The following is a 12784-nucleotide window of genomic DNA, read 5'->3' as shown; positions in this document are numbered from 1 at the left end:
GTCGGTGTCGTTGGCCAGCACGTCGATGTTGAGCAGCTGGTTCTCGGTGCCGGCAGCGCTGTCGGCGACCGCCAGCGGCGCATCGTTGGTGCCAGTGATGGTGATGGTCGCGGTCTGCGCCACTTTGGCGCCATGTATGTCCTCCACAAAATAGCTGACGGTGATGACTTCGCTGGCGCCGGCGGCCAGGTGGTCAAACGCGCTGCCGTCGGCATCGACCAGCAGTTTGTTGCCGGCCAGCGTCAAGCCGGCCGGCAGCGTGCTCGAACTCGGGCCGCCGTTGACGCTGAAGCTCAGCCCGCTGGCCTGCAGGGTGGCGGTTTCGCCAGTATCGATGTCGCTGGCGCCCTGCAACAGGTCGACCTCAAAGTCAGCATCTCCTTCGTAGCCGCCAGCGGTGACGGCGGCGCTGACGCGCGGGCCGTCATTGCTGCCCATCACATCGACGGTGACGGTGGCGTAGCTGATGGTGCCGTTGCCCAGCTGGATGGCATAGACAAAGGAATCGTGCCGGGTGTCGCCGACGGCGAGGGAGTCTAGCCCGGTCGCGAACTTGAACTCGATCTTGCCGGCGTTGATGCGGATCTGGTTGCCGCCCAGCGTGGTTTCCCAACCGGTGGTGACATTGCTCGTCAGCAGGTCGCTCAGCGCACCGCTGCCATCATCGATGGAGTACAGCTTCTTGGCATTGCCGCCCAGATCATTGCTCATCACGTTCAGGGTCAGCACGTTGCTGCTGCTGTTGTAATTACTGGCCGCCAGCAGTTCATCCTCGGTGTACCAGTAGGAGTCGTCGCCGGCTTGCGGTGTCTTGGTGTAGGAAACGCTGCTGATGGCCATGATGTGCTCCCTGAATGATCTGCGCCGGCCGGATGACGAGCGCGCCGCTTGCGCGCGTGGGCAAGAACGGCGGAATCGGTGACATGAGCGGTGGTGGCTGGCTTGCGGCCAACCTTGCCCGGCACGGGCGGGATGCGTGTGGCGCATCAGGCTGGCGGCATGGCGCTGACGCCCCGACACCGGTCATGACATAGGAAGTGTAGTAAGCGGAACTTTTTAATCTACGGGAGAAACATCCCGTTATTGGCAGGAGCAAGCTCCGGCATGGCCCAGAGACAGCTCCCGTAACCTTGCCATACCGGCTCAGGCGGGCAGCAGCAGGCCGTGCTGCAACACGTAGCCGAGCAGGCCGTGGCGATTGCTCACCCCGAACTTCTTGTAAATCACCGTCAGATGGTTACGCAGCGTGCTCTCGCTGATGTGCAGCTTGCCGGCGATCAGCTTGGCCGGCTCGCCGCTGTTGGCCATCAGGATGGCGACGATCTTCTGTTCCTGCTCGCTCAGTGGCGGGGGCATCGCGGGGGCGGCGTCCGGCGACGGCATGGCACCGTGGCGCGACAGCGCGTCGAAGATGCGCCCGGTGGCGTCGCGATCCAGCCACAGCTGGCCGTGATGGACCTTCTCGATGGCGGTGAGCAGCTGCGCGGCGTCGGTGTCCCGCGTCAGCAGGCCGCGGGCGCCGAGCATGATGGCGCGGTCCTGCCGCGCCCGTTCCTGCTGCCGTGTCAGCAACAGCACCTTGTCGCCGCGCGTGGCCAGTGCCCGGATCAGCGCCAGGCTAGTCTCGGCGTCGCCATCCAGGTCCAGCAGCACGATATCGGCCTCGGCGGCCGTCAGTGCTTCCAACGGCGATGGTGTCACCGCAGCGCTGCCGGCCAGCGCCAGCCGCGGCGCCTGGGTGGCCAGCAGCGCCGTCAGCGCCGCCAGCAGCAACGGGAAATCGCTGATCACGAACACCCGCAGCGGGCACGCGGTATCGTCGGCCGTCAGGCCGTGTTGCGTCTGCATCGCCATGGTCGCCCCCTTCGCTGTCACGCCGCACGGCGTGCCTGTTTCAGCTTATGCCAAAACGGCAGCGCCTCCACCACAAAGCGTTAGCGGGCGGTCCGCGCGCCGCGGCAACGCCAAGCCGTGCCGCCGCAAGCGACCGAGGTGTCACACAAGCTGTACACAATTAATATTTGTTAGCAAATGCCGGCTATCTGGCAGCAATGGCTTCGATTATGCTGAAACAAGATTGACTGCCGATGCTACCGGAACGCTTTGCGACGGTGCCGCGACAGCTCTCCTGGAGGAGACATCATGAAACTGCTGATGCTCATACTGCTGGCCAGCGTGCTGAGCGGCTGTGTTGTACGGCCGCTGTACCCCTATCGCCACGATGATTACTACGGCCATGACCGCTACTATCGCGGTGACGACTGGCGTGGCGGCGACTGGCGCGACGGTGATCGCCGCGGTAGCCGGCGTCGCTAAACCAGTGCGCCATGCCCTCATGGCGCGCAACACTCAGGACAGCAGGGCCGGCAGATGCCGGCCCTGTCCGCAACCGATTCCCGGTGTCGCCACGCACGGCGGCCCGTCACTGACATAGCGAGAACCAACATGAAAGCCATCCTGTTTGCCCTGATCGCCGCCAGCAGCCTGTCGGCCTGTGTGGTACAGCCCGCGCGCGTCAAGCTGCGCTCCCCCATCGTGCTGGAGCCGGCGGTGGTGGTCGAGCCGGTCTACGATGATCACTACCATCGCGGTGGCGGCTTCTGCCCGCCGGGGCAGGGGAAGAAAGGCCGCTGCTAAAGGTTGGCCGCAACGCCAGCATCATGGCACCGGCAACGAGCGGCAGCGTAGCCCTGAACCGCGCCGCAAGCCATAAAACAGCACCGCCCCCGACGATGTCGGGGGCGGTGTTGTTTAACTAGCGACTACTGGCCGGGGGACGGCGTGTTGGCCGCGGCCGGCACGCTCAGCCGCAGGCGCCGACATGGCCGCAGGCGGTGCAGAATTCGCAGCCGTCCTTCTTGATCAGCGCGCGGTTGCCGCACTCCGGGCAGGCCTTGCCGGCCATCGGTGCCGCGGCCACGCTGACCACCGCGCTTTCGAACAGGTCGCCCTGCTCCGGCACCATCACCCCCATGTCTTCCACCGGCACGCCGTCCTCGCTGAGGATGCCCAGCATCGCGTAGCGATGGATGATCAGCCGCGCCAGATAGGCCTCGGTCGACGGCCAGCTCTGCGACTTGTCGCTGGCCGGCACGCGGGCGAAGAAATCGGCCTGCGGCTCGGCGTAGCTCAGCAGCTTGCGCAGCTTCATGCCGATCCACGCCGGATCGATCACCCGCATGTCGAGGCTCAGCATCTTGCACAGCCCGTCCAGCTCGCGCGGGTAGTGGCCGGCCAGCCACATCGAGTACGGCCGGCGCTGGCCGGTGGGCAACACCAGCTCCTTCACGAACAGCACGAAATCGTCGCCGGTCTGCGGGTTGCTGACATCCACCGACCAGCTGATGGTGCCGTCGGTGCCGGATTTCGGTTCCTTGCGTGCGAACAGCGCGTCCATCACCGGGGTGGCGGCGCCGGCGGCCAGCGTCAGCGCGCCCAGCTGTTCGATGCGGTGGCGCACCACGCGTGCCAGCGCGGCGGCGGCGGCGCTGCTCTGCACCGGCGCGTCGCCCAGCTCGGCGCGGTAGTGGCGGTCGCCACGGGTGGCGGCCAGCGCGTCCAGCTTGGCGCCCAACCAGGCACGATCACGGCAGCGCATGTCCATCGACAGCGTCTTGGCGATGGCGCCGAGGCCGCGCGGCACGTCGCCGTTGACCCAGCACTCGAACGGCAGCGGTGCCTCGCCGTCGATATGGCCGACCATCACCGCGAAATCGCCCTCCTCGCCCTCCACCATGAAGGTCCACGACGGGTTGCCGTGCTTCAGCCGCGGCCGGTTCGGCCATTTCAGGCTGGCCAGTGCCGGGCTGGGCGCGGTGTTGAGGGTGATGCGGCGGTCGGGGTCGTTCTGGTTGCCCAGATCCTGCGGCAGCTGCTGGCTGGCGGCAGCCGGTGTCGGCTCGATCGACAGTACCGAACCGAGCACGCTGTTGGGGCGGTAGGTGGTGATACCCTTCAGCCCGGCACGCCACGCTTCCAGATACAGGCTTTCGAAGTCGGCGAACGGGTAGTCGGCCGGCACGTTGACGGTCTTGGAGATGGCGGTGTCGATGTACGGCGCCACCGCCGCCACCATGCGCATGTGGTCGAGCGCGCTCATCTGCAGCGCGCTGACGAAATACTCCGGCAGCGCGTTGGTGTCGCCGCCCTGCATGCGGTACACGCGGTAGGCGTGGTCCTCGACCAGGTATTCCTGCTGCGTGCCGTCGGCCATGCGCTTCTTGCGGGTGTAGTACCAGGAAAACGGCGGCTCGATGCCGTTGGAGGCATTGTCGGCAAACGCCAGCGAGATGGTGCCGGTCGGCGCGATGGACAGCAGGTGCGAGTTGCGGATGCCGTGCTTCCTGATGCGCGCCTTGAGCTTGTCCGGCAGGCGGCTGGCGCAGTGCGGCGCCGCCAGGTACTTGTCGGCGTCGAACAGCGGGAAGGCACCCTTCTCGATGGCCAGATCCACCGACGCGTCGTAGGCGGCGTCGCGCATGTGCTCGGAGATGCTGGCGGCCAACCTGCGGCCTTCCTCGCTGTCGTAGCGCACCTTGAGCATGATCAGCGCGTCGCCCAGCCCGGTGAAGCCCAGCCCGACGCGGCGCTTGTTCTGCGCCTCGCGCTGTTGTTCCGCCAGCGGCCACACGGTGAGGTCGAGCACGTTGTCCAGCATGCGGATCGAGGTGCGCACCACCTTCTCGAAGGCCTTGAAATCGAAGCTCGGCGCGTCGCCGAACGGCTGGCGCACGAACTTGCACAGGTTGATGGAGCCCAGGTCGCAGCAGCCGTAGTCCGGCAGCGGTTGCTCGCCGCACGGGTTGGTGGACTCGATCACCTCGCAGTAGGACAGGTTGTTGTCGGCGTTGATCTTGGACATGAACAGCACACCCGGCTCGGCGTGGTCGTAGGTCGAGGCCATGATCTGCTGCCACAAGTCGCGGGCGCGCACGCTGCGGTACACCCACAGCCCGTCCTCGCGCTGGAAGCTGCCGGGGAAGGCATCCGACGCCGGCGCCACCGCGTGGGTCAGTTGCCAGTCGCCGTCGGCCTCCACCGCCTGCATGAAGGCATCGGACACCCCCACCGACATGTTGAAGTTGGCGAGATCACCGCCGTCCTTGGCGTGGATGAAGGCCTCGATGTCCGGGTGGCTGACATCCAGCACCCCCATCTGCGCGCCGCGCCGCGCACCGGCGGATTCCACCGTCTCGCAGCTGCGATCGAACACGCGCATGTACGACACCGGGCCGGAGGCGCGGCTGTTGGTGCCCTTCACCCGCGCGCCCTTGGGGCGGATGCGGCTGAAGTTGTAGCCGACCCCGCCGCCGCGGCGCATGGTTTCCGCCGACTGCAGCAGCGCCTCGTAGATGCCGACCTTGCCGTGCTCGCTGACGGACACCGCATCGCCGACCGGCTGCACGAAGCAGTTGATCAGCGTGGCCTTGAGATCGGTGCCGGCGGCGGAGTTGATGCGGCCGCCGGGGATGAAACCGTTGTCCAGCGCCTCGAAAAACAGCGGGGCGAAGCGTTGCGGATCCTGCTCCTGCTCGGCCAGTGCCTGCGCCACGCGCTGGCGCACTTCGCTGACCGACTGTTCGCCGTTCTTGGCGTATTTTTCCAGCAATACCTCGCGTGAAATATCCTGCTCCGCAAACGCTACGCTGTTGTCCCGGTTCATGCCGCCCCCGCTAGATGTGGTGTCTTGAAAGTTTAAGTCTACTAGATACAGCACTCCACGCCCTTGATTTTCATTAAAGCGGCACCACTGAGCAGCCTGCGGCCAACCCTGTGCGGCAGGCATACAACAGCCGCAACACAGCGTACCAAACGCTTGCGGCCAACCTTGTGACAAGGTTGGCCGCAAGCGGAAAAGCAGGCGCTTATTTCAGTTTCAGCAGCAGCGGCACGCCGTCCTTGTCAGCCTTCACCTTGTCGGCGTCCAGCACGCTGATGCGCTCGGCCAGCGCCGGTTTCGCCGCCAGCAGCAGCTGCCGCGCCGCGTTGCCGCGCGCGGTGGCCAGCGCCCGCAAAGCCGCGTCGTCGATCTTCTGCGCCGCCAGCAATTCGGCGCGCATCGCCTGCGCGCGCTCGGCGGTGTCCTTCTCGCTGGCCACCCGCTTGAGCCAGGCGAAGCGGCCGAACTGCACCGCGTAGCCATCGCCCACCGCCTTGCGAATCGCCGGATCTCCCATGTCCGGCAGCGGCAGCGGCTCGTCGGCCTGCAGCTGGTAGGCGGCACGCTTGAGGATGTCGCTGTCGACGCGGTAGCGCGCGAGCTCGCGGCTGTCCTGCTCCACGTCATAACCGCCACCAATGGCCAGCACCAGCTTCGGCCGCTTGGCCAGCAGCTCGGCCAGCTTCAGCAGCTTCTCGCGCTCCGGCGGCGGGATGCGGTCGTCGCCGGCGTCGGCGTAGATGTCGTCGAAGCCCTCGCCGCCAAACAGCGCGCGAAACGGCGCGGTGACGATCTTGACCACGATGTTGCGGAACGCCTGCCACACCAGGTGGCCGTAGGAGAAGTCCGGCGCATCGAGGCTGCCGGCCACCGGCAGCGACAGGTCGATGCGGCCGTCGCTGTCCTCCAGCAGCGCCACCGCCAGGCGCAGCGGCAGGCGGGTACCGTCGTAGTCGCTGACCTCCTCGCCCAGCTGGATGTGGTCGATCACCATGCGGTTCTCGCCCTGCAGCTGGCGGTTTTTCAGCACGTAGCGCAGCTCGGTGGAGAGGCTGCCATCGGTGATCTTCCAGCCGGCAAAGGTCATCGAGTACGGGTTGAGGCTGCCCAGCGGGATGTTGCGGAAGTTCAGCACCATGTCGAGATCGTTGGTCACCGCCAGCGGCGACAGCGCACCGCGGATGCGCACGTCGCCGAACTGGTCGACGCGACCATCCAGCGTCACCGTGCCGCGTCGCCCCGGGCGGCTGGACAGGCCGAGCACAGTACCGGACAGCGAATGGATGCGGGTGGCGAAGCTGGGCTGCAAGCCTAGGTCGGCAAAGTCCATGCGCGCATTGCGCACGCGGACGGCGCGCACGTCCACCACCGGCGCGGCGCTGGTCTTGCCCGCAGCCGCCGGCCTGGCGGGCTGCGCCTTGGCCGCTGGCTGCGGCTTCATCAGGTGCGCAAAGTTGGGCACCCGCTTTTCGTCGAGGATCAGCCGCAGCTGCGGCGACACCAGCCGCACGTCGCCAAGGCTGATCCTGTCCGGCTGCGCCTTGATGCCGCTGACGGCCAGCTGCTGCCAGCCGAGCAGCACCTCGCGCCGGCCCGGTTCGTACAACGCCAGCTTGTCCAGCGCCGCCTTGCCGTCGGCCTGCCAGCGACTGCCCTGCAGTGCAAAGCCGAGATCGGCCGACAGCTCGCCGCCACCAAAACGCAGCACGGTGTTGTCCAGCGCATACGGCGCCACGTCACGCAGCGGCAGCCGGCTGGCGCGCAGCTTGCCCTTGATGTCCTGCAGGTTGGCCGCAAGCGTGGCATCCAGCTGCAGCCAGCCCTGCCCCAGCGCCGCCGCCAGCTGCACGGCAAAGCCCTGCTGCGGATCGCCACTGACGCTGGCGCTGACATCCTGCAGCGCCACGCTCACCGGCTGGCCGGTGCCGGCATCGCGCCAGCTGAGCGCGGACTGCGCCAGCGTCAGCTGCGGATAGCGGATCTGCCACGGCTGGCCGGCACTGGCGGCGGACGGCGTCGCGGGCGCGGTGGCCGCCGGCAGCGGGCGCAGCGCCTCGCCGATGTCCAGCTGCCCGTCCTTGCCGCGGTTCAGCGCCAGCTGCAGGCCCTGCAGCGTGACATCGCCCGGCGTGATGCGGTGCTTGCCCAGATCCAGCTCGCTGCTGCCCAGCCGCAGGCCGGCCAGAGTGGCGAACGGCGGCCGGTCGCCACTGGCGGCGATGAGCTGTGATAGCGCCAGCGTGGCGCCCTGCACCTTCACCTCGCCCCCGGCGTCGACGGCAACGGCGGCCTGCAGGCTGTCCAGCCGCACGCTGGCGGCCAGCGGCGTGACAAAACCACGGTGCTCGGCGCGCAGCTGCCAGCTGTCGACGCGGATGGCCGGCAGGCTCACCGTCCAGCCTCCCGCCGGCTTGGTGGTAGCTACCGCCGGTTTGGCCGTCGCCGCGGTTTTCACGCTGGCCGCCGCCGCCGGTGCGGGTGGCAAGGCCGCCAGCCAGTCCGGCTGTCCCTCGCGATCGAGCACGGTGTCCAGCTCGCCGCCGGCGAGGCTGAGCCTGCCCACGGTCAGCCGGCGGCTGGCGAGGTCGAATTCGCCGCCGCTGAGCGCCAGCTGGCCGAGCTTGAAGCTGCTGCCGCTGCCCGGCGCGGTCACCGCCAGCGCCGCAAGGTTGGCCGCAACGCCCTTGGCCGACAGCCGCACCGTCTTGCCGGCCAGATCGAAGTGGTACGGCAGGCTGACGCTCAGCTTGCCCTGCGGCGGCGCCAGCTTGAGATGCGGCTGCACGTACGGCCACACGCTGGCGAGGGTGAAGCCGGACGCCTTCAACACCCCGTCCGACTGCAAGGGCTGCAACAGCAGGCTGCCCTGCCAGTCCAGTTTGGTGCCGTCGCCCAGCTCGGCGGCGAGGCGGTAGCGGCCGTGATTGTTGGGCAGCGTGGACAGGTTTTTCAGCTGGAAGTCCAGCGGCAGCACCTGACGCTGCACGTCGCCGCCCAGCTGGTCGTGCAGCAGCAGCTGGCCCTTGTTCAGCGCCAGCTGGGTCAGCAGCAGCTTGGGGGGCTCGCCGTCGTCCTCGTCCGGCGCGGTATCCGGGCCGGCGGCGTCGCGCAGCAGGCGCGTCCAGTTCCATTCGCCCTGCGCATTGCGCGCCGCCCACAGTCGCGGCGTGTCCAGGGTCAGCTCCGCCAGCTCGAAGCGGCCGATCAGCAACGGCAGCGCCTCGGCATCGACATGCAGCCGCGCGGCGCTGAACAGCGGCGTGCCGTCGCGCTCGTTCAGGCGCACATCGTGCACGGTCAGCCGCCACGCCCACGGCGCGAACTCCACCTCGCCCAGCGTCAGGCTGCGGCCAAGCTTTTGTGCCCAGTTACCGGCGGCGTAGTCCACCGCCTTGGGCACCCCGGCCCACAGCCCGCCCAGCAGCACGGCCACGGTGGCGGCACTCCACAACAGACGACGGGGCCAGCGCGCGGGCGTGGCGGCAGCTTGGGCAGCGGTTTCACTCATCATTAAACAGTCCGGCAAAAATAGGCAGCCTTCGCCCGCAGCTAGCGCGGCCGCGGCTGTGGGCTTTATTCCACAACCGGCTGCCAGCAAGGCGGACGAAGGTTGCAGTCGCGCCGCGCCGCTCATAGCATGGCGAAGCATGACCATAATTTTAAACACCGCAGTCCAGGCTGCGGCTTTCATTACGCATTCTATACCCTGAAGAGGAACGCATTTTGATTGATCTCGCCTGGCCGTGCCATGCACGCCAGCCGCTGCTGCGGCAACCCTGCGACCTGCGCCTCGATGCCGCGCAGGCTTTCCTGACGCTGGCGCGCCGCCGTGACGCGCTGCTCAACCACGAACGCCGCAGCACCAGCTCCGGCGCCCACACCTGATCGCCATAGGACTACCCAATGAACGACGCGCAGAAAATCCAGCAATGGCTGGACGAAAACCGGATTACCGAAGTTGAATGCCTGATCCCGGACATGACCGGACTGGCGCGCGGCAAGATCGTGCCGCGCCACAAGTACAACCCCGCCGAGGGCCTGCGCCTGCCGGAAGCCGTGCTGTCGATGACCGTCACCGGCGACTTTCCCGAGCAGGATTTCACCTCCGTCGCCGACCCCGACATGCGCCTGATCCCGGACGCCAGCACCGTGCGCCCGGTGCCGTGGGCCAAGGAGCCGACCGCGCAGATCATCCACGACTGCGTCAACTTCGACGGCACGGATGCCGATCTCGCGCCGCGCAACGTGCTCAAGCGCATCCTCAAGCTGTACCAGCAGGACGGCCTGTCCGCCATCGTCGCCCCGGAAATGGAGTTCTACCTGGTACAGGTCGAGCCCGACGAAGACATCCCGCTGAAACCGCCGGTTGGCCGCACCAAGCGCACCGAGGCCGGGATGCAGAGCTTTTCCATCGACGCGGTCAACGAATACGACAACATCTTCGACGAGATCTACGACTGGTGCGAGGCGCAGGGTCTGGCGCTGGACACGCTGATCCACGAGATGGGCACCGCGCAGATGGAGATCAACCTCGATCACGGCGATCCGCTGCAGCTGGCCGACCAGGTGTTCCTGTTCAAGCGCACCGTGCGCGAGGTGGCGATCCGCAACAATATGTACGCCACCTTCATGGCCAAGCCGATGCAGGGCCAGCCCGGCAGCGCGATGCACATCCACCAGAGTGTGGTCGATGCCGACGGCAACAACATCTTCAGCAACACCGACGGTAGCCCGTCCGACGCCTTCCTGCACTTCATCGGCGGGCTGCAAACCTATCTGCCGGCGGCAATGCCGTTCTTCGCGCCGTACGTGAACAGCTACCGTCGTCTGTCGCGCTTCACCTCGGCGCCGATCAACCTCAGCTGGGGCTATGACAACCGCACCTGCGGCCTGCGCGTGCCTCACTCCGGCCCCGAGGCGCGGCGGGTGGAAAACCGCCTCGCCGGCGTGGATGTGAACCCGTATCTGGCGATCGCCGCCAGCCTCGCCTGCGGCTACCTCGGCATGCAACAGCGCATCCAGCCGAGCGCGCCGCTGACCGGCAGCGCCTACGAGCAGCCACACCAGCTGCCGCGCCACCTCGACGACGCCATCGACATGCTGCTCAAGTGCCAGCCGCTGGCAGAGCTGTTCGGCGACCACTTCATCCAGACCTACAGCGCGATCAAGGAAGCCGAATATCGCGAGTACTTCGACGTGATCAGCCCGTGGGAGCGGCGCTTCCTGCTGCTGCACGTGTAAGCGGCAGCACTGGCATGGCTTGCGACCAACCTTGTGTGCAAGGTTGGCCGCAACGCTTTGTCGCCGGCGCCGGCTGCGCTATGCTGCGCAGCCATTGTAAGGAGAGCAGCATGGCGCAACGCTGGGACATTTTCTGCACCGTGATCGACAACTACGGCGACATCGGCGTCACCTGGCGCCTGGCGCGGCAGCTGGCGCACGAGTACGGCTTCGCGGTGCGCCTGTGGGTGGACGATCTGGCCAGCTTTGCCCGCATCGCCCCCGGCCTGCAGCCGGCGCTGACGCAGCAGCAGCTGGACGGCGTCGACATCCGCCACTGGCCGGCACAGGACTTTCCGGCCACCGACGCGGCCGACGTGGTGATCGAGGCCTTCGGCTGCCCGCTGCCGGAGCGCTATCTGGCCGCCATGGTCGGCCGGGCGCGCAAGCCGGTATGGATCAATCTGGAATACCTGTCGGCGGAAGACTGGGTCGCCGGCTGCCACGGCCTGGCCTCGCCGCATCCGCAGCTGCCGCTGACCAAGCACTTTTTCTTTCCCGGCTTTGGCGACGATACCGGCGGCCTGCTGTGCGAACGGGCACTGCCGGCGCAGCGCGACGCGTGGCAGGCCGACGCGGCACTGCAGGACGCCTACTGGCAACAGCTGGGCGTGCCGCCACGCCGCGCCGGCGAGCTGCGCGTCAGCCTGTTCTGCTACGAGTCCGCCGCCGCGCGGCAGTGGCTGGCCAGTTGCGCCGCCGGCAGCCAGCCGCTGCGGCTGCTGGTGCCGCAGGGCAAGGTGTTGCCGGATGTCGCCGCCGCGCTGGGCCTCGCGCAGCTGCCGCAGGCCGGCGACGTGCTGCAACGCGGCGCGCTGACGCTGCACGTGCTGCCACTGACCGATCAGCACGGCTACGACCGGCTGCTGTGGTCGTGCGATATGAACATCGTGCGCGGCGAGGACAGCTTCGTGCGCGCGCAGTGGGCGGCGCGGCCGTTCCTGTGGCATATCTACCGCCAGGACGAAGACGCGCACCTGGTCAAGCTGGAGGCTTTTTTACAACGCTACAGCGCCGCACTATCGCCGGCGGCTCGGCAGCAAATCCACGCGCTGTGGCAAGGCTGGAACCGCGAGCAGGACATCGGCCAGGTCTGGCAGGCGCTGCCGGCGGTACTGGCGGAATGGCAACGCCACGCCCGCAGCTGGCCACAAATGCAACTGCGTCACGGCGACCTCGCCACACGACTGGTGCAGTTCACCGAAAAGCAGCTACAATAACCGGTTTCCAAGGGAATCGTTTTCCGATTCCGATTCAAGACTTTAGGACTTAAACGCATGAAAACCGCTCAGGAACTCCGCGCAGGTAACGTATTCATGGTCGGCGGCGAGCCGATGGTTGTACAAAAAGCTGAATTCAGCAAATCCGGCCGTAACGCTTCGGTCGTGAAAATGAAGATGAAAAACCTGCTGACGGGTGCGGGTTCCGAAGCGGTATACCGTGCCGACGACAAGTTCGACGTGGTGGTACTGGATCGCAAGGACTGCCAGTACTCCTACTTCGCCGACCCGATGTACGTGTTCATGGACGCCGAGTTCAACCAGTACGAAGTCGAAGCCGACAACCTGGGCGACACCCTGAACTACATCGTTGACGGCATGGAAGACGAATGCCAGGTGACCTTCTACGACGGCAAGGCCATCTCCGTAGAACTGCCGACCACCGTGGTTCGCGAAGTGGAATACACCGAGCCAGCCGTTCGTGGCGACACTTCCGGCAAGGTACTGAAGCCGGCACGCCTGGTAGGCACCACTTTCGAAGTGCAGGTTCCGGCTTTCGTCAACACCGGCGAAAAGATCGAAATCGATACCCGCACCAACGAATTCAAGAAGCGCGCCTGATTTC

Annotated in this window: 10 protein-coding genes; 6 read left to right on the top strand and 4 right to left on the bottom strand. The window is 66.8% G+C overall.

From position 1 onward, the window contains the following. On the bottom strand, nucleotides 1–840 hold an 840-nt coding region (locus tag ACG97_RS14985; protein WP_047968177.1), incomplete at its 3' end, for an Ig-like domain-containing protein. Nucleotides 841–1143: 303 nt separating this feature from the next. Beyond that, nucleotides 1144–1854, bottom strand: coding sequence for a response regulator transcription factor (locus tag ACG97_RS14980; protein ID WP_082133819.1), 711 nt, complete (start codon nucleotides 1852–1854; stop codon nucleotides 1144–1146). Between the two features lie 288 nt (nucleotides 1855–2142). On the opposite strand from ACG97_RS14980, the gene ACG97_RS17880 reads away from it, so the two are divergent. After that, nucleotides 2143–2316, top strand: a complete 174-nt coding sequence (locus ACG97_RS17880) for a hypothetical protein (RefSeq protein ID WP_170152165.1) — start codon at nucleotides 2143–2145, stop codon at nucleotides 2314–2316. Nucleotides 2317–2445: 129 nt separating this feature from the next. Further along, on the top strand, nucleotides 2446–2637 hold the full coding sequence (locus tag ACG97_RS14975; RefSeq protein ID WP_047968175.1) for a hypothetical protein: 192 nt from the start codon (nucleotides 2446–2448) through the stop codon (nucleotides 2635–2637). Between the two features lie 166 nt (nucleotides 2638–2803). Here the strand turns inward: ACG97_RS14975 and ACG97_RS14970 are convergent, their stop codons facing one another. Continuing rightward, a complete protein-coding gene (locus tag ACG97_RS14970; protein ID WP_047968174.1) occupies nucleotides 2804–5662 on the bottom strand; it encodes an adenosylcobalamin-dependent ribonucleoside-diphosphate reductase in 2859 nt (952 codons plus the stop codon). Nucleotides 5663–5864: 202 nt separating this feature from the next. Beyond that, nucleotides 5865–9170 carry a DUF748 domain-containing protein gene (locus ACG97_RS14965; protein WP_162199016.1) on the bottom strand — a complete coding sequence of 1102 codons (3306 nt, stop codon included), beginning with the start codon at nucleotides 9168–9170 and terminating at the stop codon, nucleotides 5865–5867. A gap of 212 nt (nucleotides 9171–9382) precedes the next feature. Between ACG97_RS14965 and ACG97_RS17720 the strand changes: the two genes are divergently transcribed. The 4 genes from ACG97_RS17720 (at nucleotide 9383) to efp (ending at nucleotide 12780) form a co-directional block, all read left to right on the top strand. Next, on the top strand, nucleotides 9383–9544 hold the full coding sequence (locus ACG97_RS17720) for a hypothetical protein (protein ID WP_156168059.1): 162 nt from the start codon (nucleotides 9383–9385) through the stop codon (nucleotides 9542–9544). Nucleotides 9545–9562: 18 nt separating this feature from the next. Further along, on the top strand, nucleotides 9563–10900 hold the full coding sequence (locus ACG97_RS14960) for a glutamine synthetase family protein (protein ID WP_047968173.1): 1338 nt from the start codon (nucleotides 9563–9565) through the stop codon (nucleotides 10898–10900). Between the two features lie 110 nt (nucleotides 10901–11010). Beyond that, nucleotides 11011–12159, top strand: coding sequence for an elongation factor P maturation arginine rhamnosyltransferase EarP (gene earP / locus ACG97_RS14955; RefSeq protein WP_047968182.1), 1149 nt, complete (start codon nucleotides 11011–11013; stop codon nucleotides 12157–12159). 57 nt (nucleotides 12160–12216) lie between these two features. Continuing rightward, nucleotides 12217–12780, top strand: a complete 564-nt coding sequence (gene efp / locus ACG97_RS14950; RefSeq protein WP_047968172.1) for an elongation factor P — start codon at nucleotides 12217–12219, stop codon at nucleotides 12778–12780. The last annotated feature ends 4 nt before the right edge of the window (nucleotides 12781–12784 follow it).

Source organism: Vogesella sp. EB (genome assembly GCF_001037925.1).
In the GTDB taxonomy this organism is placed as follows: Bacteria; Pseudomonadota; Gammaproteobacteria; order Burkholderiales; family Chromobacteriaceae; genus Vogesella; species Vogesella indigofera.
The sequence above is the reverse complement of the archived record's forward strand: the minus strand, read 5'-3'. Positions and strand labels throughout refer to the sequence as shown.